Below are 24,621 nucleotides of genomic sequence, written 5' to 3'. Positions count from 1 at the left end.
GAGAACAGGAGCACCACATGGCCAAGCACGGCAAGAACTTCCGCAAGGCGGCCGAGCTCGTCGACGCGAACCAGCTGTACAGCCCGCTGCAGGCGGCCGGTCTGGCGAAGCAGACGTCGACCACCAAGTACGACGCCACCGTCGAGGTCGCCATCCGCCTCGGTGTCGACCCCCGCAAGGCCGACCAGATGGTCCGCGGCACGGTCAACCTGCCCCACGGCACCGGCAAGACCGCCCGCGTCATCGTGTTCGCGACCGGTGACAAGGCCGCCGAGGCCGAGGCCGCCGGCGCCGACGTCGTCGGTGCCGAGGACCTGATCGAGCGCATCCAGGGCGGCTTCCTGGACTTCGACGCCGCGATCGCCACCCCCGACCAGATGGCCAAGGTCGGCCGGATCGCCCGCATCCTCGGCCCTCGCGGCCTGATGCCGAACCCGAAGACCGGCACCGTGACCCCCGACGTCACCAAGGCCGTCAACGACATCAAGGGCGGGAAGATCAACTTCCGCGTCGACAAGCAGTCCAACCTGCACCTGGTGATCGGCAAGGTCTCCTTCGACGAGACCAAGCTGGTCGAGAACTACGCCGCCGCCCTCGACGAGGTCCTGCGCGCGAAGCCCTCGGCCGCCAAGGGCCGGTACGTCCGCAAGGTCACCGTCTCCACGACGATGGGCCCGGGCATCCAGGTCGACCCGAACCGCACCCGCAACCTGCTGGTCGACGAGGCCTCCCAGGTCTGAGCCACCGCACGCAGAACGCCCCCGCAACCACCGGTCGCGGGGGCGTTCTGCGTCCCGGCGGGGGAGCGGCCCGGCCAGGTGACCCCCGGGGACGTCCCGCGGGACGGGGGCCGGAGGCCTCCTCCCGCGGGACGCGGAGCGGCTCAGCCCAGATCGGGACGGCCGTTGGCCGCGGTGCGATCCGGAGGATCGCGGTGTGCTCAGCGTCGCGGGGGCAGTGGGACGAAGCCGCTGGTGCGCTCGACGTACTCGGCGAAGCCCTTGCGGGTGCTCCGCATCCGCCGGTCGGTCATGGCCGCGCCGGAGCCCTTGACCAGGTTGGCGGTCATGAGCACCGGGCAGACCAGCACGACCAGGCCCGACCAGTGGCCGGCGGTGAGCAGCCAGAGCCCCCACATGACGCAGGCGTCGCCGAAGTAGTTGGGGTGCCGGGTGTACCGCCACAGGCCGCGGTCGTTGACGACGCCCTTGTTCGCGGGGTCGGCCTTGAACCGCTCGAGCTGCCAGTCGCCGACGGTCTCGAAGGTGAACCCGACCGACCAGACGACGACACCCAGCAGGGCGGCGACCAGCGGCCAGCCCGACGTCGCCGAGCCCTCCTGGAACGCGGCGACCTGCAGGGGCAGCGACACCACGAACAGCACCGCGACCTGGCTGAGGTACACCCGCCGGTAGATGTGCGCCGCGGGTGAGCCCGTCGCCCGGGCCAGGATCTCCTCGTAGCGAGGGTCCTCCTTCGAGCCGTTGCGCCGGCCGATGTGCACGGCCAGGCGCACGCCCCACGCCGTGGTCAGCGCGAGGGCGAGCAGCTGGCGCCCCAGGTCCCCGTGGTCGCCGGCCTGTGCGACCAGGAGCCCGACGAGGGACACGACGACGAAGCCCATGCCCCAGACCACGTCGATGACCGAGTGCCGCCCCAGCCGCAGCGCCAGCAGCCAGGTGCCGGTGAAGACCACCAGCAGCACGCCCAGCGTGATCAGCGCGTTGACGCCCAGCGCGCCCCAGTCGACCCCGACGTCCATCACGAGCTCCTCGTCCCGGGCCGGTTGCTCGACCCTGCTGCCCGGCGAGGTGCCCGCCGGGGTCGTGCCCGCAGTTCGGCCTGACCGTAGGGGCCCGCGGCGTGCGGAGCGCGCCGTGGGGGACGGTCAGGTCCTTCAGCAGGCCGTGACGTCCCAGGCCCGGCGGGTCGCCGGCATGCCGCTGCGGCCGGTGGGCAGCGGCTTCACGAACAGCAGCTGGTCGACGCCCATGCGGTTCTCGGCGAAGGTCAGGCCGCCGCCGGCCAGGTACAGCCGCCAGATGCGGGCGCCGGCCTCGCCGATGATCGCGGTGACGTCGGACCAACGCTCCTCGAGGCGGACGCCCCAGGCCCGCACGGTCCAGTCGTAGTGCTCGCGGATGCTCTCGACGTCGCGCAGCTCGAGACCCGGGGCCGCGAGCATCTCGGCGGTCTGCCAGGTCGGGCGCATGTGCATGTCGGGGGCCACGTAGCGCTCGATGAACGCGCCGCCGCCGGGGGCGCTGGGGTGGCTCATGGCCTGCACGAGGACCCGGCCGCCGGGCTTGACCAGGCGGTGGAGCGTCGCGGCGTAGACCGGGTACTGCTCCTGGCCGACGTGCTCGCTCATCTCGATGGAGCTGATGGCGTCGTAGGGCCCCTCGGCGGGCAGCGGGACGTCCCGGTAGTCCTGCAACCGCACGGTCACCCGGTCGGCCAGGCCGCGCTCGGCGACGACCTTCTCGATGTGGTCGCGCTGCTGGGCGGAGATGGTGACACCGGTGGCGTGCACGCCGTGGTGCTGGGCGGCGTAGAGGATCATCGAGCCCCACCCGCAGCCGACGTCCAGCAGCCGCATGCCGGGCTCGAGGCCGAGCTTGCGGCAGACCAGCTCGAGCTTGTCGCGCTGGGCGTCGGTGACGGTGTAGCTGCCGTCGGCGGCACCGGGGTCGGTGGCCGGGTCCTCGCGGAAGTAGGCGCAGGAGTAGGCCATGTGCTCGTCGAGCAGCGCCTGGTAGACGTCGTTGCTCTGGTCGTAGTGGTAGCTGATCGCGTCGCTGTCGCGGTCGGTGGTGTGCTTCTCGCCCGACAGCACGGCCTCCTCCGGGGGCGCAGCCGGCCGGCGACCCACGATGCCCAGCCGCAGCGCGGTGCGGGCCCACCGCAGCTGGTCGCGCACGCCGGGCAGCGACGGCGGCCGCTCCCGCACGAGCGACCAGACCCGGGACAGCCCGTCGGCCAGGTCGCCCTCGACGTCGATCTCGCCGGCGACGTAGGCGCGGGCCAGGCCCAGCTCGTTCGGGTCCCACAGCAGCCGGCGCAGGGCGGTGCGGCTGCGGAGGACGACGACCGGCGCGTCGGCCGGGCCGGCCTCGCTGCCGTCCCAGGCGCGGATGCGGACCGGGACCCGGCCGCCGAAGACCTCGCCGACCAGGCCGGCCAACCGGCCGGCGACCGAGCGGTCGGTGGGGGGAGTGCTGCTCATGCGGGGTGTGCTCCTGTCGTGCGGCGGGGCGTCCGGGTAGATCCTCCGGTGTTCGCTCCGCGGGGGCGCGGCGGATGCCGGTGCCGGGTCCCCGCGCCGATGGCGTACTCTTCTCCGAGTTCCCCCCAGACCGCTGGTCGTCGCACGTCCGCGTGCGATCGAAGGTCCCGGATCCGTCCGGGCGACCCGCGCAGGTGAACGGATCGTCCGCGGTTGCTCTGTAGCTGCTCACGCCCCGTGCGCCTCGCGCCGGGGCGTCCGTCGTCTCCGGTCCTCTCGATCGTGCGCGCGCCGTGCCTCCTCCGGTGGTCGCCCCGACTGAGAGAGGAGGCCCATGCCCACGCAGGCCAAGGATGCGGCGATCGCGGAGATCACCAGCCAGTTCCAGGACTCGAGTGCGGCGGTGCTCACCGAGTACCGCGGGCTGACCGTGGCGCAGCTGAGCCAGCTGCGTCGTTCCCTCGGTGCGGGCAGCAGCTACGCCGTCGTCAAGAACACCTTGACGAAGCGTGCGGCGGACTCGGTCGGCCACGCCGACCTGGCTCCGCTGCTCACCGGCCCCACCGCCATCGCGTTCATCGCCGGTGACCCGGTGGAGGCCGCCAAGGCGATCCGCGACTTCGCGAAGGCCAACCCGGCCCTCGTCGTCAAGGGCGGGGTCGTCGAGGGCCGCACGGTCGATGCCGCCGAGGTCACCCGCCTCGCCGACGTCGAGTCCCGTGAGGTCCTGCTGGCCAAGCTGGCCGGCGCGATGAAGGGCAACCTCACCAAGGCTGCCGGGCTGTTCCAGGCCCCGCTGTCGCAGGTCGCCCGTCTCGCCGCCGCCCTGCAGGAGAAGAAGGAGGCGGCCGGGGAGACCCTGCCCGCCGCCGACGCTCCGGCCGAGGACGCCGCTGCTGCACCCACCACCCCCGACACCGACGCTGACGCCGCGCCCGCGGCCAGCGACGACTGACCAGTAGGAGAAAACATGGCCAAGCTGTCCACCGACGAGCTGCTCGACGCCTTCAAGGAGATGACCCTCCTGGAGCTGTCGGACTTCGTGAAGGAGTTCGAGACCACCTTCGACGTCACCGCTGCCGCCCCCGTGGCCGCTGTCGCCGCCGGCCCGGCCGGTGGCGGCGCCGCCCCCGAGGCCGCTGCCGAGCAGGATGAGTTCGACGTCATCCTCGAGGCCGCCGGCGACAAGAAGATCCAGGTCATCAAGGAGGTGCGCGGTCTCACCTCCCTGGGCCTCAAGGAGGCCAAGGACCTGGTCGACGGCGCGCCCAAGCCCGTCCTGGAGAAGGTCGCCAAGGACGCCGCGGAGAAGGCCAAGGCTGCCCTCGAGGGCGCCGGCGCCACCGTCACCGTCAAGTGACACCCCGCCCGGCAGCTGCCGGGCCGGTCGCCCACGGGTGACCAGCACCACCGCACGTCCGCAGGGGCCGTCCTCCCACCCGGGAGGGCGGCCCCTGCTGCGTGCCCAGGTCACGATTAGGGGTGAGACGGGGGCCACCCGATTGCCGTGACGCGCGTAACCACTAACCTCGACCTTCGTTATTGCCCAGTAGACATGCGCCGCCGCCCCGGGGGCCGCATGATGCCGGAGCCCGCCCGACCGGCGGGGTGACTGAACCGGCACCGGAGCCGGCGGAGGAGGTTCGACCATGGGCGTCGCCGTGCACGTCGAGGGGCTGACCAAGTCCTTCGGCAGCCAGAACATCTGGAGCGACGTCACCCTCACGCTCCCGCCGGGCGAGATCTCGGTGATGCTGGGGCCCTCGGGCACCGGCAAGTCGGTGTTCCTGAAGTCCCTGGTGGGGCTGCTCAAGCCCGAGCGCGGCTCGATCGTCATGAGCGACACCGACATCGTCAGCTGCTCCGAGCGCGACCTGTACGACGTCCGTCGCCTCTTCGGCGTCCTCTTCCAGGACGGCGCGCTGTTCGGGTCGATGAACCTCTACGACAACATCGCGTTCCCGCTGCGCGAGCACACCAAGAAGAGCGAGTCCGAGGTCCGCTCCATCGTCATGGAGAAGATGGACATGGTCGGCCTGGCCGGCACCGAGGGCAAGCTGCCCGGCGAGATCTCCGGCGGCATGCGCAAGCGGGCCGGGATCGCCCGGGCGCTGGTGCTCGACCCCGAGGTCATCCTGTTCGACGAGCCCGACTCCGGGCTCGACCCGGTGCGCGTCGCCTACCTCAACCAGCTGATCGTCGACCTGAACGCCCAGATCGACGCCACCTTCCTCATCGTCACCCACGACATCGGCACCGCCCGCACCGTGCCGGACAACCTCGGCCTGCTGTTCCGCCGGCACCTGGCCATGTTCGGCCCGCGCGAGCAGCTGCTCACCAGCCAGGAGCCGGTCGTGCGGCAGTTCCTCAACGGCCGCCGCGAGGGCCCGATCGGCATGAGCGAGGAGAAGGACGTCGCCCAGGTCGAGGCCGAGATGGCCGCCCTGGAGGCCCGCGGCGGCGACCAGCACAACGGGGTGGGCCCCAAGGGCGCCTCCGGCGGCGAGGCCGTGCCCCCGCAGCTCGAGCCGTCGCCCGGCCTGCCCGAGCGCAAGGCCGTGCGCCGCCGCCAGGAGCGGGTCGCCCGGATGCTGCACACCTACGACCCGGCCACCGCCGACGCGATCCGGGCCAGCCTGCCCGCCGACCTGCTCGCCCTGGCCGACTCCGGCTCGTTCGAGCCCACCACGTCCGAGGGGCGCGAGTGGCGCACCGAGGACGGCGCCGACCTCGTCGTCCCCGACCCCCGGGGCCGTCCGTGACGGCCACCCCGGGCGAGAAGCCGAAGGCGCCGGGTCTGCTGGACGGGAAGCTGTCCCCGCTGCGCCCGCTGCGCGCCAGCGGCAACCTGTTCGCCTTCGCCCTCGACGTCATCCGGTCGGTCTTCCGCCGCCCGTTCCAGCTGCGCGAGTTCATCCAGCAGACCTGGTTCGTGGCCTCGGTGACGATCCTGCCGACCGCGCTGGTGGCCATCCCGTTCGGTGCGGTCATCGCGCTGCAGCTGGGCTCGCTCACCCGGCAGCTGGGGGCCCAGTCCTTCACCGGGTCGGCGTCGGTGCTGGCCGTGCTCCGCGAGGCCAGCCCGATCGTCACCGCGCTGCTCATCGCCGGCGCGGGTGGTTCGGCGATCTGCGCCGACCTGGGTGCCCGCAAGATCCGCGACGAGATCGACGCCATGGAGGTGCTCGGCATCTCGCCGATCCAGCGCCTGGTGGTGCCTCGTGTGCTGGCCTCGATGCTGGTCGCGGTGCTGCTCAACGGTCTGGTCTCGGTGGTCGGCGTGACCGGCGGCTACTTCTTCAACGTCATCCTGCAGGGCGGTACCCCCGGTGCCTACCTGGCGTCGTTCAGCGCGTTGGCCCAGGTGCAGGACTTCTGGTCCGGCGAGATCAAGGCGCTGATCTTCGGCCTGATCGCCGGCATCGTGGCCTCCTACAAGGGCCTGCGGGCCGGCGGTGGGCCCAAGGGGGTGGGCGACGCGGTGAACCAGTCGGTCGTCATCACCTTCCTGCTGCTGTTCGCGGTGAACTTCGTGATCACCGCGATCTACTTCCAGCTCGTGCCGCCGAAGGGGCAGTGACGATGGCCCTGCTCTCACCCGTCGACCGGGTCAAGGTGCGCACCCGCCGCATCGTGCGCACGGTCTACCGCCGGCCGATGTCGACGCTGGAGGACCTCGGCGACCAGGTCAGCTTCTACGGCCGCGCCCTGGGCTGGACCCCCCGCACGCTCAAGCGCTACAAGCGCGAGACCTTCCGCCTGCTGGCCGAGGTCAGCTTCGGCACCGGCGCGCTCGCCGTGGTCGGGGGCACGGTCGGGGTGATCGCGTTCCTGTCGTTCTTCACCGGCACCGAGGTCGGCCTGCAGGGCTACCAGGCGCTGGACCAGCTGGGCACCTCGGCGTTCACCGGGTTCCTCTCGGCCTACTTCAACACCCGCGAGATCGCACCGCTGGTCGCCGGGCTCGCCCTGTCGGCCACCGTCGGCTGCGGCTTCACCGCGCAGATCGGCGCCATGCGCATCAACGAGGAGATCGACGCCCTCGAGGTCATGGGCGTGCCCTCGCTGCCGTTCCTGGTGACCACCCGCATCGTCGCCGGCTTCGTCGCCGTCATCCCGCTGTACGTCATCGGCCTGCTCACCAGCTACTTCGCCACCCGCACCATCACCACCACCGTCTACGGGCAGTCGGCGGGCACCTACGACCACTACTTCAACCTGTTCCTGCCACCGCAGGACGTCCTCTGGTCCTTCGTGAAGGTGCTCGTCTTCAGCGTCGTGATCATCCTCAGCCACTGCTACTACGGCTACCGCGCCGGCGGCGGGCCGGCCGGCGTGGGCCTGGCCGTGGGCCGCGCGGTGCGCTTCTCCATCGTGGCGGTGATGGTCATCGACCTGTTCCTGTCCCTGGCCATCTGGGGCTCGACGACGACCGTGAGGATCGCAGGATGAGCCGCGGCAGAGGCGCCGTCGTCCGCCAGCGGTTGCAGGGGGTGGCCTTCCTGGCCGTGATCCTGATGCTGCTCGGGCTGGCCGTGGCCACCTACCAGAAGGCCTTCAGCGGGGCCGTCACCGTCCAGCTGGAGACCGACACCATCGGCAACCAGCTGCAGACCGCCAGCGACGTGAAGATCCGGGGGGTCATCGTGGGCGAGGTCCGGGCCGTGTCGGCCAGCGCCGACGGCGCGACCATCGAGCTGGCCATCCAGCCCGAGTACCTCGACCAGATCCCGGCCAACGTGAACGCCCGACTGCTGCCCAAGACGCTGTTCGGCGAGCGGTTCGTCTCCCTGGTCATCCCGGACGACCCGAGCGAGCAGCGGCTGGCCGGCGGGGACACCATCGGGCAGGACCGCAGCGAGAACGCCATCGAGCTCGAGCGGGTCATCGACGACCTCCTGCCGTTGCTGCAGGCGGTCGACCCGGGCGACCTCTCCTACACCCTGGGCGCGGTGGCCGACGCCCTCCGGGGCCGGGGGGACCAGCTGGGGCAGAACCTGGCCGACACCGGCTCCTACGTGGGCTCGGTCAACACCGTGCTCCCGCAGCTGCAGGCCGACATCTCGCTGCTGGCCGACACCGCGGACACCTACGAGGCGGCCACGCCGGACCTGCTGGCCGTCCTGGACAACCTGTCGGTGACCGCCAGCACCGTCGTCGACCAGTCCGAGCAGCTGCGGCGCACCTTCACCGTCGTCGGCTCCTCGGCCCAGACCGCGGCCGGCTTCCTGCAGCAGAACGAGAGCTCCCTGATCCAGCTCGCCCAGGGCTCCCGACCGGTGCTCTCGCTGTTCGCCCGGTACTCCCCGGAGTACCCGTGCCTGCTCAACGGGCTCAGCCGGTTCAACCCGATGATCAGCGAGGCGTTCGGCGCCGACGGCGACCCCGCGCTGAACTTGAACCTCACCGTCACGCTGCCGCCGCGCAACCCCTACGTGCCCGGTGACCAGCCGGCCTACGACGACGTCTCCGGGCCGGACTGCCGGGGCCTGGACGACATCGACGGCGTGATCGCCGCCGCGGCGCAGGGCGAGTACTACTGCCCCGTGCCGCCGCTGGACGGCGTCGACTCCACCGACAACCCGGTGTCGGGCAACCCGCGCTGCCTGGGGGGCACCGGTCCCACCGACCTCCCGTTCGAGGACACCCGCACCGGGCGGGACGGCACGGGCGTGGGCACCGACTTCTCGCTGGCGTCGGTCCTGCCACGGGGGCTCACCGACGGGGGGAGCGCCGGTGACAGCCTAGCGGGTTCCTCGGCGGAGCTGGACTTCGTCCGCAGCCTGCTGGGCTACCAGACCGGCGTCGACCCGACCGACGTCTCCGACCTCGCGGCCTCCAGCCTGGCGCCGCTGCTGCGCGGGACGCAGGTGATGGTGCCGTGAGGGGCCTGACCGCACCGATCGTCAAGCTGGTGGTCTTCGCGATGGTGACCATCCTGGCCAGCTACGTGCTGCTCGCGACCATCACCAACGCCGGCTACGGCGACCAGACCACCTACCGGGCGCAGTTCACCGACGTCGCCGGGCTGGTCGCCGGCGACGAGGTGCGCATCGCCGGTGTGCGGGTGGGCCAGGTGACCGACATCGGCCTCACCGACGACCGCGAGTCCCCGATGGCCGAGATCGGCATCGAGGTGGCCTCCGACGTCCGGCTGCCCAGCTCGGTGCAGGCGACCATCCGGTACCGCAACCTGGTCGGCCAGCGCTACGTGGCCCTGACCGAGGGCGACGGCTCCGGCGGGCAGACCCTGTCCGCCGACGACGTCATCCCGGTGGCGCAGACCAAGCCGGCGCTGGACCTCACCGTGCTGTTCGGCGGTTTCCAGCCGTTGTTCCAGGCGTTGAGCCCGGACGACGTCAACCGGCTGTCCTACGAGCTGATCCAGGTGTTCCAGGGCGAGGGGGGCACCGTGCAGAGCCTGCTGGCGCACGTCGGCTCGCTCACCAACTCCCTGGCCGACAAGGACCAGGTGATCGGCAGCGTGATCGACAACCTGACCACCGTCGTGGGCACCGTCGCGGCCCGCGACCAGCAGCTGTCGGACCTGGTGGTCTCGCTGCAGCAGTTCGTGTCGGGGCTGGCCGCCGACCGCGACACGATCTTCGACTCGCTGCAGACCATCGACGGCCTGGCCGCGACGACGTCGCAGTTCCTCAGCGACGCCCGGCCGCCGCTGGCCGCCGACATCACCGCGCTCGGGGACCTGTCGACGAACCTGGCCGACAGCGGCGACGTCCTCGAGGGCTTCCTGCAGCTGGCCCCGACCAAGATCGACCTGATCACCCGCACGGCGGTCAACGGCAGCTGGTTCAACTTCTACCTCTGCTCGGCGTCGGGCGTGGTGACCCTGCCCGTCGTCGGCACCACGCAGCTGCCCCCCGGCGGGGCGCCCAACGGATCGGCGGGGTGCAGCTGATGGCCCGCGAGTCCAAGCCGTTCCGCGACCGCAACCCGGTGACCATCGGTGCGGTCAGCCTGACCGTCATCGCCGTCCTGGTGCTGCTGGCGTTCAACGCGCAGTCGCTGCCGCTGATCGGCGGGGGGACCGTCTACTCCGCCCAGTTCAGCGAGGCGGCCGGGCTGCGTGCCGACGACCCGGTGCGGGTGGCCGGCGTCAAGGTCGGCCAGGTCGAGGGCCTGGCCCTCGAGGACGGCGCGGTCACCGTGACGTTCCGGGTCCGCGACGCCTTCGTGGGGGACCAGAGCGAGGCCGCGATCAAGATCGAGACGGTGCTGGGCGCGAAGTACCTGGCCCTGGTGCCGCGCGGGGAGACCGCCCTGGACCCCGACGACCGGATCCCGCTGGACCGCACCGCGTCGCCCTACGACGTCGTGCAGGCCTTCAACGGGCTGGCCCAGACCATCGACGACGTCGACACCGCGCAGCTGGCGCAGTCCTTCGAGGTGCTCAGCGAGACCTTCGCCGACACCCCGGACGAGGTCCGCACCTCCCTCGACGGGTTGTCCCGGCTCTCGCAGACCATCTCCAGCCGCGACGCCCAGCTGCAGCAGCTGCTGACCGCGACCCGGGACGTGACCCAGGTGCTCGCCGACCGCAACGGCGAGTTCACCCAGCTGATCCTGGACTCCAACACCCTGCTCACCGAGGTGCAGGAGCGGCGCCAGCTCATCGACTCCATCCTGACCACCACCCAGACGCTGTCGACGCAGCTGGCCGGGCTGGTGCAGGACAACACGGCCGCGCTGACCCCGGCGCTGGCCCAGCTCTCGACCGTGACCGACATCCTCGAGCGCAACCGGCAGAACCTGGGGGACACGGTGGCCAACCTGGCGCCCTTCGTCACGGTCTTCACCAACACCCTGGGCAACGGCCGCTGGTTCGACAGCTTCGTGGACAACCTGATCCCCGGGGTCGTCGGGGGCGTGCTCTGCGGGTCGGTGGCCGGCAACTCCGGCGGGCTGCTGGGGTGCTCGCCGTGACGGCCCGCCTGCAGCGCTTCGTGGCGCTGGCCGCAGCACTCGTCCTGGTCGGGGCGCTGGGCTGGACCGTGCTGCGCCCGGCCGGCCAGATCCGGGTCACCGCCTGGTTCGACCAGACCGTCGGTCTCTACACCGGGTCCGACGTCCGCGTCCTGGGCATCGACGTCGGCGAGATCACCGCCGTCGTCCCCATGGGCGACCGGGTGCGGGTGGACATGCTGGTCGACGACCAGTACGCCATCCCGGCCGACGCCGACGCGGTCATCCTGGCGCCGTCCCTGGTCGCCGACCGGTACGTGCAGTTCGCGCCGGTGTACGCCGGTGGCGAGAAGATGGCCGACGGGGCCGAGGTCCCCCTGGACCGCACCGCGACCCCCGTCGAGCTCGACCAGGTCTACGGGGCGCTCGACGACCTCTCGGTGGCCCTGGGTCCCACCGGTGCCAACGCGAACGGTGCGCTGTCGGACCTCGTGGACGTCGGGGCGGCGAACCTGGACGGCAACGGCCAGGCGCTGAACGACACGCTGAGCGGGTTCTCGCAGGCCGTCCGCACGCTCGCCGACAACCGGGACGACCTGTTCGGGTCGTTGGACAACCTGCAGACGTTCACCAGCGCGCTGGCCACCATCGACAGCCAGGTCGGGCAGTTCAACACCAACCTGGCCGCGGTCGCCGAGCAGCTGGCGGGCGAGCGCGAGGACCTCGCCTCGGCCATCGCGCTGCTGTCCTCGGCGCTGGGGCAGGTGGCCACCTTCGTGCAGCAGAACACCGCGCTGCTGACCACCAACGTCGACCGGCTCGCCGACGTCACCCTCACCCTCGTGCAGCAGCGCCAGGCCCTCGCCCAGGTGCTCGACGTCGCCCCGGCGGCCATCGGCAACCTGGCGCACGCCTACAACCCCGACTACGGCACCCTCGACACCCGCGACAACTCCCTGGGCAGCGAGAACGCCGACGTCGTGGTCTGCCAGCTGCTGGGCCAGGCCGGCCGGCTGCAGCTGGCCGGGGTCAACCTGGACGACGTGACGACGCTGCTGGGCCTCCCGCCGGTCGACCAGGTGTGCGCCCGGCTGCTGTCCGGCGACGCGAACGCCGACGGATCGCTGGACGACCTCAACGGCAACGGGGTGCCCGACCTGCAGGAGCTGCTCACCGCCATCTTCTCGCCGTCGACCGGCCTGCCCGGGGGCGGTTCGCTGCCCGGCCTGCCCACGATCCCGGGAGTGACCTCGTGACCACCTCCACCCGCCGGGCCGCCGCGCTGGTGTCGGTCGCCGTCCTGCTGTCGGGCTGCGGGTTCCGCGGCGCCTACTCCTTCGACCTGCCCGGTGGCGCCGACACCGGCGACGACCCGTACGACGTCCAGATCCAGTTCGCCGACGTGCTGGACCTGGTCCCGCAGTCGGCGGTCCGGGTGGCCGACGTCCCCGTCGGCAAGGTCACCGACGTCGAGCTCGGCGACGACTGGACGGCGGTGGTCACCGTCGAGGTGAACGGCGACGTCGACCTGCCGGCCAACGCCGTCGCGATGATCCAGCAGAGCTCGCTGCTGGGGGAGAAGTACGTCGAGCTGGCGGCCCCCGGCGGCGAGACCCCCGAGGGCGAGCTCGGCAACGGGTCGCTGATCACCCTGGACCGCACCAACCGCAACGTGGAGGTCGAGGAGGTCCTCGGCGCGCTGTCCCTCGTCCTCAACGGCGGTGGTCTCACCCAGCTGCAGACGATCACCTCCGAGCTCGGCCAGGCCCTGGAGGGCCGCGAGGACGCCGTCCGCAACACCCTGGACCAGCTGAACACCTTCGTCGCGGGTCTGGACGACCAGCGGGACGAGATCAACCGCGCCCTGGACAGCGTGAACGCCCTCGCGGGCACCCTGGCCGCGAACACCGGCACGCTGACCACGGCGCTGGACACCATCGGCCCCGGGCTCAGCGTGCTGGAGGACCAGCGGGGGCTGCTGGTGTCGATGCTGCAGTCCCTGGCCCAGCTGGGCGACGTCGGCACCCGGGTGATCAACGAGACCGGCGCCGACACCGTGGCCAACCTGCAGGACCTCCAGCCGATCCTCAGCCAGCTCGCCGCGGCCGGCCCGGACCTCGCCAACTCGCTGGACCTGCTGCTCACCTACCCCTTCCCGGCCAGCTCGCTGACCGCCCTGCAGTACCGGTCTGACCAGCGCACCGGGGGCTACGGGCTGTTCGCCAACATGACCGCGGACCTCAACCTCGACCTGGGCGAGCTGTTCTGCCGCTACGTGGTGGACCAGACCACGGGGGCGCTGGTGCTGCTCGACCCGAGCCAGCTGGCCGGCGGCGCGTGCGGCCAGCCGGGCAGCTCGGGGGGTGGGGCGGGCACGGCACCGGGCTCGGGCTCGACCTCGACGGGCTCGCCCGCGTTCACCCTGCCGACCCTGCCCGACCTCACCGCGCTGGTCCCCAGCACCACGACCGGCAGCGGACTGCTCGGCCTCCCGGCCATCCCGGGCCTGACGACGGGGGCGACCCAGTGATCACCCGGACCACCAAGCTGCAGCTGCTGGCCTTCGCGGTGGTGGCCCTGCTGGGCATGAGCTACGTGGGCTTCCGCTACGTGGGCCTGGACCGGCTGCTGTTCGGCGGCGGGTACCAGGTGGCGGCGGAGTTCACCGACTCCGGCGGCATCTTCGTCAACGCCGAGGTCACCTACCGGGGCGTGGCCGTGGGCCGGGTGAGCGACATGCGGCTCACCGACGACGGTGTCGAGGTGGAGCTGACCATCGACCCCGATGCCCCGCAGATCCCGGCCGACGCCGCCGCCGCGGTGGCCAACCGCAGCGCGGTGGGCGAGCAGTACGTCGACCTGCGCCCCGACAGCGACGACGGTCCCTACCTGGGGGCCGGCTCGGTCATCCCGGTCGACCGCACGTCCATACCGATCCCGGTCGAGCAGCTGCTGCAGGACGTCGACGGCCTGGTCGGCTCGATCGACCTGGACAACCTGCGCACGGTCGTGGACGAGCTCGGCACCGCCTTCGCCGGATCGGGCGACGACCTCGCCCGGCTCATCGACAACGGCAACCTGCTGCTGACCCGGGCCGAGCAGTCGCTGCCGCAGACGCTGCAGCTGATCACCGACGGCCAGACGGTCCTGCAGACCCAGGTCGACTCGCGGTCGGCGATCGCCGACTGGGCGGCCAACCTGCGGCTGCTGTCGGACACCCTGGTCAGCAGCGACGCGGACCTCCGCAGCCTGGTGGTGAACGCACCCGACGCCGGGGCCGCCCTGCAGCAGCTGGTCACCGACGCCGGCCCCGGCCTGAGCTCGCTGATCCGCAACGTCGACGTGCTCAACGACGTCACCACTCCCCGCCTGGACGGCGTCGAGCAGCTGCTGGTGACCTACCCCGAGGTGGTCACCGGGGGCTTCAGCGTCGTCCGGCGGGACGCGGACGGCATGATGCGCGCGCACTTCGGCTTCGTGCTGAACAACGGCGACCCCCGTGCCTGCACCTCGGGGTACGTGTCCACGGGCGCCAGCCCCTCGCCCGCCGCGGTGGCCGGGCTGGACACCACGGCCGTCCGGTGCGACGTGGTGGACGGGGTCGACCCCGACCCGTCCGACGGCGTCGACGAGAGCGGCTCGAACATCCGCGGCGAGCAGAACATCGGCGGCTCCGGCGGGGTGGCCTCGTCCGGCGCCCAGGGGGGCGTGGCCGCCGGTGGGACGACGGTGGCCGGGGTGCTGGACGGCCTCCTCGGCGGCCTGCTCAGCGCGTCCCCGTTCTCCACCTCGGCCGGCTGACCCCTCCGGGGCACCCGCTCCCGCCGGCGGCGGCCCCTGCCAGGTGGGCCCGCTACCGTGACCTGCCCCGCACCGTGGCACGTCCCCTGCACGCCCGACCGACGACCGAGAGGAGCGCCCCGTGACCGACGACACCCGGGTGGGCTCGCGCGAGCCCGAACCGGCCGAGCCGGCGACCGCGGAGGTGCCGTCCTCCGGTGACCGATCCGCCGACACCGCAGCCGCCGACACCGCCGACGGCACGGACGGCACCGACGGCACGGGCGACACCGACACCGGTGTCGACACCGCGGCCGACGGTGACGCGGCCGACGGGCCGGCGGCGAAGGACGCGACCGGGGGCCGCCGGGCGCGTCGGGCGGCCCGCCGGGCCGCCGCCGACGAGGAGGCGACGACCGACCCCGACGAGGGCCCGCGGCGGCGCGGTGCCGCAGTCCCGCTCGTCCCCGCCCTCGCCGGGCTGCTCGTGCTCCTGGTCGCCGGCACCGGTTTCCTCTGGTTCACCCGGCCGGGCACGTCGTCGGTGGCGACCGCCGACTACGTCGACGCCCTGCAGGCCGCGCGGGCCGGCATCGTCGACGTGGCCTCCTTCGACTACCTCACCCTCGACGACGACATCACCCAGATCCAGGCGGTGACCACCGGGGACCTCGCGACCGACTCCGTCGACCAGCTCAACAGCCGGCGGCAGGACATCACCGACTCGCAGGCCGTGGTGAACACCGAGGTGGTCGGCGCCGCCGTCGGCGCCGCCGACGACAGCACCGCGACGGTCTACATGGTCATCCAGTCCACCCAGACGACCAGCGGCTCCGAGCAGGCCCAGGTGCAGCGGTACCGCATCGAGGTCGACCTCACCAAGGACGGCGGCCGCTGGCTGCTGTCCGGGATCTCCGGACGGTGACCCGACCATGACCGACGACGCAGGCACGACCTCCGACGGCGACGCCACCCGGCCGCGTCCCCGGCCCACCCCGCGCCCGCGCGGTGCGGCCGCCCGTCCGTCGCCGCGCCCCCGCGTCGCCGGCAGCCGGCGCGCCGAGGACGAGGCCGACCAGCCCGATGCCGAGGCGCCGGCGCGGCGCCCGGTCCCGGCACCCCGCGCGCGGACGGCGACCCCGGCCCCGCTGCCCAGGAACCGCCCCCGGCCCGCTGCTGCGCCCGCGTCGTCCACCGTCGTCGGGACCGACGGGGCCGCGGAGGACGCGGGGACCCGCACGGGGCGGACGAAGGGCAGGAAGACCCGGCCGACGAAGGGCCGCACCGCGAGGTCCACCGGCGCGGCCCCGCGGCGGAGCCGCACCCTGGCCCTGGTGCTGGCCCTGCTCTGCGTCCTCGTGGCCGCCGGTGGTGGGTGGTTGCTCTGGCAGCGGACCCACCCCACCTCGGTGGACCCGGCGATCTTCGCCGCGGCCCGCAGCGGCGTCGAGGACGTCTACGCGTACGACTACCAGGACTCCGACGGCAGCGTGCAGCGCAAGCTCGACGCCCTCACCGGTGACCTGCGCGACCAGTACGAGTCCGACCTGTCCTCGGGCGGGATCATCAGCACCTACGAGCAGGTCTCGGCCACCACGAGCTACGACGTCCTCGAGGTCGGGCTGCAGCAGGTCAACGACTCCCAGGACCAGGCCACGCTCGTCGTGTTCGGCCAGTACGTGGTGAAGTCGGTCAACTCCGGCACCCAGGCGGCCCCGACCGGGTCGGAGTGCACGGTCACCGACGACGGAGCGCAGTCGTGCACGCAGACCGTCCGGGTCACCGTGCTGAAGGTCGACGGCGCCTGGAAGATCAGCGAGCTCACCCTGCTGACCAGCAGCTGAGCGACCGACGCGCCGGGTCCCGGCGCGCCCGGTGTCGCCGGGGCCCCGTCGCTGGCATCATCCCGGTGACCGCTCTCCCCCCGACGTGGACAGGTGTCCAAACGAGGGGTAGGGTCTCCTGTTGCGCTGCCCTCTGACTGTCTGCCCGCCGAGCCCGGGTCACCAGAGGTGCTCCGAACACGACGGGGACACCTCACGCTGACCGGGTGGATCGGGCGCTCGACGGCCGTCGGGTGCCAGCGCCGACACCGCCGACGACGACTCGCACCGATCCGCCCGCACGTCGTGAGGTCCTCGAAAGGACGCATCTTGGCAGGCTCCAGCCCCACCAGCACGGACACCACCAGCACCGAGCAGATCATCCCGGACGACCCCCAGAACAGCGCGCACACCGCCGGTACCGCTGCGCAGAAGATCCCCGGCGCCCCCCTCCGCGTCTCCTTCGCGAAGATCCACGAGCCCCTCGAGGTCCCCGACCTCCTGGCGCTGCAGACGGCCTCCTTCGACTGGCTGGTCGGCAGCCCGGAGTGGAAGGCGACGCTGTCCCCCGAGGAGCAGGAGGCCGCCGTCGGCGGTCTGGCCGACATCCTCGAGGAGATCTCGCCGATCGAGGACTTCAGCGGCTCGATGTCGCTGTCCTTCTCCAACCCGCGCTTCGAGGACGTCAAGGCGTCCCTCGAGGAGTGCAAGGACAAGGACATGACCTACGCGGCGCCGCTGTTCGTCACCGCCGAGTTCATGAACAACACCACCGGCGAGATCAAGAGCCAGACGGTGTTCATGGGCGACTTCCCGATCATGACGAACAAGGGCACGTTCGTCATCAACGGCACCGAGCGCGTCGTCGTCTCGCAGCTGGTCCGCTCCCCGGGCGTCTACTTCGACAAGACCCTGGACAAGACCAGCGACAAGGACGTCTTCTCCGCCAAGGTCATCCCCAGCCGGGGTGCGTGGCTGGAGTTCGACGTCGACAAGCGCGACACCGTCGGCGTCCGCATCGACCGCAAGCGCCGCCAGCCGGTCTCCGTGCTGCTCAAGGCGCTGGGCTGGACCGAGGACCGCATCCGCGAGCACTTCCAGTGGTCGCCCACGATGCTGGCCACCCTCGAGAAGGACCACATCGCCGGCCAGGACGAGGCGCTGCTGGACATCTACCGCAAGCTGCGTCCGGGCGAGCCGCCGACGCGCGAGTCGGCCCAGGCGCTGCTGGAGAACCTGTTCTTCAACCCCAAGCGCTACGACCTGGCCCGCGTCGGTCGGTACAAGGTCAACAAGAAGCTCGGCGTGGGCGTGCCCCAGCCGACGCAGACGCTGACCGAGGACGACATCGTCGCCACCATCGAGTACGTGGTGAAGCTGCACGCCGGCGAGCCCGACCACGGCGTCGACGACATCGACCACTTCGGCAACCGTCGCCTGCGCACGGTGGGTGAGCTGATCCAGAACCAGATCCGGGTCGGCCTGTCCCGCATGGAGCGCGTGGTCCGCGAGCGGATGACGACCCAGGACGTCGAGGCGATCACGCCGCAGACCCTGATCAACATCCGGCCGGTCGTCGCCTCCATCAAGGAGTTCTTCGGCACCAGCCAGCTGTCGCAGTTCATGGACCAGACCAACCCGCTCGCGGGCCTGACCCACAAGCGCCGCCTGTCGGCGCTGGGCCCGGGTGGTCTGTCCCGTGAGCGCGCCGGCATGGAGGTGCGCGACGTGCACCCCAGCCACTACGGCCGCATGTGCCCGATCGAGACCCCGGAAGGCCCGAACATCGGCCTGATCGGGTCGCTGTCCTCCTTCGGGCGGGTCAACGCGTTCGGGTTCATCGAGACCCCGTACCGCAAGGTCGAGAACGGCACCGTCACGGCGCAGATCGACTACCTCACCGCCGACGAGGAGGACCGCTACGTCGTCGCGCAGGCCAACAGCCCGCTCGACGCCAAGGGTCGCCTGGCCGAGGAGCGGGTGCTGGTCCGCACCAAGGGCGGCGAGGTCGACTACCTGGCCCCCGAGAACGTCGACTACATGGACGTGTCGCCGCGGCAGATGACCTCGGTCGCCACCGCGATGATCCCGTTCCTGGAGCACGACGACGCCAACCGCGCGCTCATGGGCGCCAACATGCAGCGCCAGGCCGTCCCGCTGCTGCGCAGCGAGGCCCCGCTGGTCGGCACCGGCATGGAGCTGCGTGCCGCCGTCGACGCCGGTGACGTCGTCACCGCGGAGAAGGCCGGTGTGGTCGAGGACTCCACCGCCGACTACGTGACCGTCATGGCCGACGACGGCACCCGGCAGACCTACCGGCTGCTGAAGTTCCGCCGCTCGAACCAGGGGACGTCGATCAACCAGTCCCCGGTCGTCGAGGAGGGCCAGCGGGTCGAGGTCGGCCAGGTCATCGCCGACGGTCCGTGCACCGACCAGGGCGAGATGGCGCTGGGCAAGAACCTGCTCGTCGCCTTCATGCCGTGGGAGGGCCACAACTACGAGGACGCGATCATCCTGTCGCAGCGCCTCGTGCAGGACGACGTCCTGTCCTCGATCCACATCGAGGAGTTCGAGGTCGACGCCCGCGACACCAAGCTGGGCGCCGAGGAGATCACCCGGGACATCCCGAACGTCTCCGAGGAGGTCCTCGCCGACCTCGACGAGCGCGGGATCATCCGGATCGGTGCCGAGGTCGTCCCCGGCGACATCCTGGTCGGCAAGGTCACGCCCAAGGGCGAGACCGAGCTGACCCCCGAGGAGCGCCTGCTGCGCGCCATCTTCGGCGAGAAGGCCCGCGAGGTGCGCGACACCAGCCTCAAGGTCAAGCACGGCGAGTCCGGGAAGGTCATCGGCGTCCGCGTGTTCTCGCGCGAGGACGGCGACGAGCTGCCCGCCGGCGTGAACGAGCTCATCCGGGTCTACGTGGCCCAGATGCGCAAGATCTCCGACGGCGACAAGCTGGCCGGCCGGCACGGGAACAAGGGCGTCATCTCCAAGATCCTCCCGCAGGAGGACATGCCCTTCCTCGAGGACGGCACCCCGGTCGACATCGTGCTCAACCCGCTGGGCGTGCCCGGCCGGATGAACGTCGGCCAGGTCCTGGAGACCCACCTCGGGTGGGTCGCCAAGACCGGGTGGCAGGTCGAGGGCAACCCGGAGTGGGCCAAGAACCTGCCCCAGGGCGCCCGCGGTGCCCAGCCGGGCACCCGTACGGCCACCCCGGTGTTCGACGGCGCCCGCGAGGAGGAGATCGTCGGCCTGCTGGGCTCGACCACCCTCACCCGCGACGGCGAGCGGTTGGTCAAGGAGACCGGCAAGGCCCGGCTGTTCGACGGTCGTTCCGGGGAGCCCTTCCCCGAGCCGATCTCGGTGGGCTACGTCTACATCCTGAAGCTGCTGCACCTGGTCGACGACAAGATCCACGCCCGCTCCACCGGCCCGTACTCGATGATCACGCAGCAGCCGCTGGGTGGTAAGGCGCAGTTCGGTGGTCAGCGGTTCGGCGAGATGGAGTGCTGGGCCATGCAGGCCTACGGCGCCGCCTACGCGCTGCAGGAGCTGCTGACGATCAAGTCCGACGACATCCTCGGCCGCGTGAAGGTCTACGAGGCCATCGTCAAGGGCGAGAACATCCCCGAGCCGGGCATCCCCGAGTCGTTCAAGGTGCTGCTGAAGGAACTGCAGTCGCTGTGCCTGAACGTCGAGGTGCTCTCCGGCGACGGGCAGGCCATCGAGCTGCGCGACACCGACGACGAGGTCTTCCGGGCCGCGGAGGAGCTGGGCATCGACCTCAGCCGCCGCGAGCCCTCCTCCGTCGAGGACGTCTGATCGACCGCCGGCCGGCCCCTGACCCGGGGCCGGCCGGCCACCACCTCGTGACTCAAGAAACGAAGAACTAGCCCCGGAAAGGGGTAATCAGTTGCTCGACGTCAACTTCTTCGACGAACTGCGCATCGGCCTCGCCAGCGGTGACGACATCCGCCAGTGGTCCCACGGCGAGGTGAAGAAGCCCGAGACCATCAACTACCGGACCCTGCGTCCGGAGAAGGATGGCCTCTTCTGCGAGAAGATCTTCGGTCCCACCCGGGACTGGGAGTGCTACTGCGGCAAGTACAAGCGGGTCCGGTTCAAGGGCATCATCTGCGAGCGCTGCGGCGTCGAGGTGACCCGGGCCAAGGTCCGCCGTGAGCGCATGGGGCACATCGAGCTCGCCGCCCCGGTGACCCACATCTGGTTCTTCAAGGGCGTGCCGTCCCGGTTGGGCTACCTGCTCGACCTGGCCCCCAAGGACCTCGAGAAGATCATCTACTTCGCGGCCTACCTGATCACGACCGTCGACGACGAGGCGCGCCACCGCGACCTCCCGACGATCGAGGCCGAGATCAGCGCCGAGAAGCACAACCTCGAGAGCCGTCGCGACGCCGACGTGGAGGGTCGCCAGCAGAAGCTGGAGGCCGACCTCGCCGAGCTCGAGGCCGAGGGTGCCAAGTCCGACGTGCGCCGCAAGGTGCGCGAGGGCGGCGAGCGCGAGATGCGCCAGATGCGCGACCGTGCGCAGCGGGAGATCGACCGTCTCGACGAGGTCATGGACACCTTCCGCAAGCTCGACGTCAAGCAGCTGATCGCCGACGAGGGCCTCTACCGCGAGCTGCGCGACCGCTTCGGCGAGTACTTCGAGGGCGGCATGGGTGCCGCGGCGCTGCAGAAGCTGCTCGCCGACTTCGACCTCGACGCCGAGTCGGTCTCGCTGCGCGACACCATCCGCAACGGCAAGGGCCAGCGCAAGCTGCGCGCGCTCAAGCGGCTCAAGGTCGTCGCGGCGTTCCAGCAGACCCGCAACTCGCCCATGGGCATGGTCCTGGACGCCGTCCCGGTGATCCCGCCGGACCTGCGCCCCATGGTGCAGCTCGACGGTGGCCGCTTCGCGACCTCGGACATGAACGACCTGTACCGCCGGGTGATCAACCGCAACAACCGGCTCAAGCGCCTGCTCGACCTGGGTGCGCCGGAGATCATCGTCAACAACGAGAAGCGGATGCTCCAGGAGTCCGTGGACGCGCTGTTCGACAACGGTCGCCGCGGTCGTCCGGTCACCGGCCCGGGCAACCGGCCGCTGAAGTCCCTGAGCGACCTGCTCAAGGGCAAGCAGGGCCGGTTCCGCCAGAACCTGCTGGGCAAGCGCGTCGACTACTCGGGCCGTTCGGTCATCGTCGTCGGCCCGCAGCTCAAGCTGCACCAGTGCGGTCTGCCCAAGCAGATGGCGCTGGAGCTGTTCAAGCCCTTCGTCATGAAGCGGCTGGTCGACCTCAACCACGCGCAGAACATCAAGTCCGCCAAGCGGATGGTCGAGCGTGCGCGCCCGGTCGTGTGGGACGTGCTGGAGGAGGTCATCACCGAGCACCCGGTGCTGCTCAACCGCGCACCGACGCTGCACCGCCTCGGGATCCAGGCCTTCGAGCCCCAGCTGGTCGAGGGCAAGGCCATCCAGATCCACCCGCTGGTCTGCACTGCGTTCAACGCGGACTTCGACGGTGACCAGATGGCGGTGCACCTGCCGCTGTCGGCCGAGGCCCAGGCCGAGGCCCGCATCCTGATGCTGAGCTCGAACAACATCCTGAGCCCGGCCGACGGTCGTCCGATCACCGCGCCGACCCAGGACATGGTGCTGGGGCTCTACCACCTCACGACGCTCAAGGCCGCGGCCGACGAGCGCGGGGCCGACGAGCTGCCCAAGGCCTACGGCTCCACGGCCGAGGCCGTCATGGCCTACGACCGCGGTGCGATCGGCATCCAGGAGCGCGTCCTCATCCGCCTGGACGAGGTCTTCGGCGTCGACAACGGCCCGAAGAACGACGCGTGGGAGGCCCCCGAGGGCTGGGAGCCCGGCACCCCGGCGCTGGTCAGCACCTCGCTGGGCCGGGTCCTGTTCAACGAGGCCCTGCCCGAGGACTACCGCTTCGTCAACTACCAGGTGCCGAAGAAGGAGCTCGGGGCGATCGTCAACGACCTCGCCGAGCGCTACGCCAAGGTGCAGGTGGCCGCGACCCTGGACGCCCTCAAGGCGGCCGGGTTCCACTGGGCCACCCGCGCGGGCATCACGATCGCCATTGACGACGTCGTGACTCCGCCGGCCAAGGCCGCCATCCTGGAGCGCCACGAGGACGAGGCCCGCAAGATCGAGAAGCAGTACGAGCGCGGCGTCATCACCGACTCCGAGCGTCGTGCCGAGCTCATCGAGATCTGGACCCGAGCGCGGGCCGAGGTCAGCCAGGCGATGGTGGACAACTTCCCCGTCACCAACCCGGTCTGGGTCATGGTCAACTCGGGTGCCCGAGGCAACATGATGCAGATCAGCCAGATCGCCGGCATGCGCGGTCTCGTCGCCAACCCCAAGGGCGAGATCATCCCGCGGCCGATCAAGGCGAACTTCCGCGAGGGCCTGTCCGTGCTGGAGTACTTCATCTCCACGCACGGCGCCCGCAAGGGTCTGGCCGACACCGCGCTGCGCACCGCCGACTCCGGGTACCTCACCCGTCGTCTGGTGGACGTGTCGCAGGACGTCATCATCCGCGAGGAGGACTGCGGCACCGAGCGCGGCGTCCTCATGCCGATCGGCACCGTCCTCGACGGCAAGGTCACCCGCGACGCACACGTCGAGACCAGCGTGTACGCCCGGGCCCTGGCCGCCGACGTCGAGGCCTCGGACGGCACGGTCGTCGCGACGGCCGGCTCCGACCTGGGTGACGTGCTCATCGCCGAGCTGGTCGACGCCGGCATCAGCGAGGTCAAGGTGCGCTGCGTGCTCACCTGCGAGTCCCTGCTGGGCACCTGCGCCACCTGCTACGGCCGGTCGCTGGCGACCGGCAAGCTCGTGGACGTCGGCGAGGCGGTCGGCATCATCGCCGCCCAGTCGATCGGCGAGCCCGGTACGCAGCTGACCATGCGCACCTTCCACACCGGTGGTGTGGCCGGTGACGACATCACGCACGGTCTGCCGCGCATCGTCGAGCTCTTCGAGGCGCGCGTCCCCAAGGGCAAGGCCCCCATCGCCGAGGTGGCGGGCACCGTGTCGATCGACGACGGCGAGCAGTTCCGCAAGCTCACCATCGCCCCCGACGACGGGTCCGAGGACGTCGTGTACGAGAAGCTGTCGCGTCGCTCCCGCCTGCGGGTCGAGGACGGCGGGCACGTCGAGGTCGGCGAGCAGCTGACCGAGGGCGCCGTCGACCCGCACGAGGTCCTGCGGATCATGGGCCCCCGCGAGGTGCAGCTGCACCTGGTCCGGGAGGTCCAGGAGGTCTACCGCAGCCAGGGCGTGTCGATCCACGACAAGCACATCGAGGTGATCATCCGCCAGATGCTGAAGCGGGTGACCATCATCGACTCGGGCGCCACGGACTTCCTGCCCGGTGCACTGGTCGAGCGCACCCTCTTCGAGACCGAGAACCGTCGGGTGGTGTCCGAGGGCGGCGAGCCGGCCTCGGCCCGTCCGGTCCTCATGGGGATCACCAAGGCGTCCCTGGCGACGGAGTCGTGGCTGTCCGCGGCCTCGTTCCAGGAGACGACCAAGGTGCTCACCGACGCCGCGATCCAGGGCAAGAGCGACAGCCTGCGCGGTCTCAAGGAGAACGTGATCATCGGCAAGCTGATCCCGGCCGGTACGGGGATCAGCCGCTACCGCAACATCACGGTCGAGCCCACCGAGGAGGCCCGCGCCGCGGTCTACACGATGGCCGGCTACGACGACGGGCAGTACTACAGCCCCGACGTGTTCGGCACGGGCAGCGGCGAGGCCGTGCGCCTGGAGGAGTACGACTGGCGGAGCTGATCCGCTGACGCGAGGGGCCCCGCAGACCACGTCTGCGGGGC

18 protein-coding genes are annotated in these 24,621 nt (G+C 71.2%); 16 read left to right on the top strand and 2 right to left on the bottom strand.

The genetic code is table 11. The annotated features are described in order from the left end of the window. Positions 1 to 17 precede the first annotated feature (17 nt). Positions 18 to 740, top strand: coding sequence for a 50S ribosomal protein L1 (gene rplA, locus BLS67_RS02540; protein WP_091238876.1), 723 nt, complete (start codon positions 18 to 20; stop codon positions 738 to 740). A 200-nt stretch (positions 741 to 940) separates the two neighbouring features. Here rplA and BLS67_RS02535 read toward each other — a convergent pair whose 3' ends face one another. Together BLS67_RS02535 and BLS67_RS02530 are read right to left on the bottom strand one after the other, a co-directional pair. Further along, positions 941 to 1,762: a DUF1295 domain-containing protein gene (locus BLS67_RS02535; protein WP_091238872.1), complete on the bottom strand. Its 822-nt coding sequence runs from the start codon at positions 1,760 to 1,762 to the stop codon at positions 941 to 943. 135 nt (positions 1,763 to 1,897) lie between these two features. Further along, positions 1,898 to 3,226, bottom strand: coding sequence for an SAM-dependent methyltransferase (locus BLS67_RS02530; RefSeq protein WP_091238869.1), 1,329 nt, complete (start codon positions 3,224 to 3,226; stop codon positions 1,898 to 1,900). A gap of 334 nt (positions 3,227 to 3,560) precedes the next feature. Between BLS67_RS02530 and rplJ the strand changes: the two genes are divergently transcribed. From rplJ to BLS67_RS02455, 15 genes are all read left to right on the top strand, one after another. After that, entirely contained in the window at positions 3,561 to 4,181 is a 621-nt protein-coding gene (gene rplJ, locus BLS67_RS02525) for a 50S ribosomal protein L10 (RefSeq protein WP_091238866.1), read from the top strand. A gap of 15 nt (positions 4,182 to 4,196) precedes the next feature. Next, complete coding sequence (gene rplL / locus BLS67_RS02520; RefSeq protein ID WP_091238863.1) at positions 4,197 to 4,586, top strand: 50S ribosomal protein L7/L12; 390 nt, start codon at positions 4,197 to 4,199, stop codon at positions 4,584 to 4,586. Positions 4,587 to 4,875: 289 nt separating this feature from the next. Then, entirely contained in the window at positions 4,876 to 5,988 is a 1,113-nt protein-coding gene (locus BLS67_RS02515) for an ABC transporter ATP-binding protein (protein WP_109504714.1), read from the top strand. Next, the gene (locus BLS67_RS02510) at positions 5,985 to 6,806 is read left to right on the top strand and encodes an MlaE family ABC transporter permease (protein ID WP_242653736.1); all 822 of its coding nucleotides are present in this window, start codon (positions 5,985 to 5,987) and stop codon (positions 6,804 to 6,806) included. The genes BLS67_RS02515 and BLS67_RS02510 overlap by 4 nt, the downstream gene beginning before the upstream one ends. A 2-nt stretch (positions 6,807 to 6,808) precedes the next feature. Next, on the top strand, positions 6,809 to 7,678 hold the full coding sequence (locus BLS67_RS02505) for an MlaE family ABC transporter permease (RefSeq protein WP_207500176.1): 870 nt from the start codon (positions 6,809 to 6,811) through the stop codon (positions 7,676 to 7,678). Continuing rightward, complete coding sequence (locus BLS67_RS02500; RefSeq protein WP_091238860.1) at positions 7,675 to 9,111, top strand: MCE family protein; 1,437 nt, start codon at positions 7,675 to 7,677, stop codon at positions 9,109 to 9,111. Before BLS67_RS02505 ends, BLS67_RS02500 begins: the two co-directional genes overlap by 4 nt. Beyond that, entirely contained in the window at positions 9,108 to 10,145 is a 1,038-nt protein-coding gene (locus tag BLS67_RS02495; RefSeq protein ID WP_165617439.1) for an MCE family protein, read from the top strand. The genes BLS67_RS02500 and BLS67_RS02495 overlap by 4 nt, the downstream gene beginning before the upstream one ends. Further along, positions 10,145 to 11,170, top strand: coding sequence for an MCE family protein (locus tag BLS67_RS02490; RefSeq protein WP_091239407.1), 1,026 nt, complete (start codon positions 10,145 to 10,147; stop codon positions 11,168 to 11,170). Before BLS67_RS02495 ends, BLS67_RS02490 begins: the two co-directional genes overlap by 1 nt. After that, complete coding sequence (locus BLS67_RS02485) at positions 11,167 to 12,405, top strand: MCE family protein (RefSeq protein ID WP_091239404.1); 1,239 nt, start codon at positions 11,167 to 11,169, stop codon at positions 12,403 to 12,405. Before BLS67_RS02490 ends, BLS67_RS02485 begins: the two co-directional genes overlap by 4 nt. Then, a complete protein-coding gene (locus tag BLS67_RS02480) occupies positions 12,402 to 13,679 on the top strand; it encodes an MCE family protein (protein ID WP_091238857.1) in 1,278 nt (425 codons plus the stop codon). The genes BLS67_RS02485 and BLS67_RS02480 overlap by 4 nt, the downstream gene beginning before the upstream one ends. Beyond that, positions 13,676 to 14,950, top strand: coding sequence for an MCE family protein (locus BLS67_RS02475; protein WP_091238854.1), 1,275 nt, complete (start codon positions 13,676 to 13,678; stop codon positions 14,948 to 14,950). The genes BLS67_RS02480 and BLS67_RS02475 overlap by 4 nt, the downstream gene beginning before the upstream one ends. 121 nt (positions 14,951 to 15,071) lie before the next feature. After that, on the top strand, positions 15,072 to 15,854 hold the full coding sequence (locus tag BLS67_RS02470) for a hypothetical protein (RefSeq protein WP_091238850.1): 783 nt from the start codon (positions 15,072 to 15,074) through the stop codon (positions 15,852 to 15,854). A 7-nt stretch (positions 15,855 to 15,861) separates the two neighbouring features. Next, positions 15,862 to 16,773: a hypothetical protein gene (locus BLS67_RS02465; RefSeq protein WP_091238846.1), complete on the top strand. Its 912-nt coding sequence runs from the start codon at positions 15,862 to 15,864 to the stop codon at positions 16,771 to 16,773. Between the two features lie 309 nt (positions 16,774 to 17,082). After that, entirely contained in the window at positions 17,083 to 20,580 is a 3,498-nt protein-coding gene (gene rpoB, locus BLS67_RS02460) for a DNA-directed RNA polymerase subunit beta (RefSeq protein WP_091238843.1), read from the top strand. A gap of 91 nt (positions 20,581 to 20,671) precedes the next feature. Beyond that, positions 20,672 to 24,580, top strand: coding sequence for a DNA-directed RNA polymerase subunit beta' (locus BLS67_RS02455; protein WP_091238840.1), 3,909 nt, complete (start codon positions 20,672 to 20,674; stop codon positions 24,578 to 24,580). Positions 24,581 to 24,621 lie beyond the last annotated feature (41 nt).

It is taken from the genome of Klenkia soli (genome assembly GCF_900103975.1).
Classification (GTDB): domain Bacteria; phylum Actinomycetota; class Actinomycetes; order Mycobacteriales; family Geodermatophilaceae; genus Klenkia; species Klenkia soli.
The sequence above is the reverse complement of the archived record's forward strand: the minus strand, read 5'-3'. Positions and strand labels throughout refer to the sequence as shown.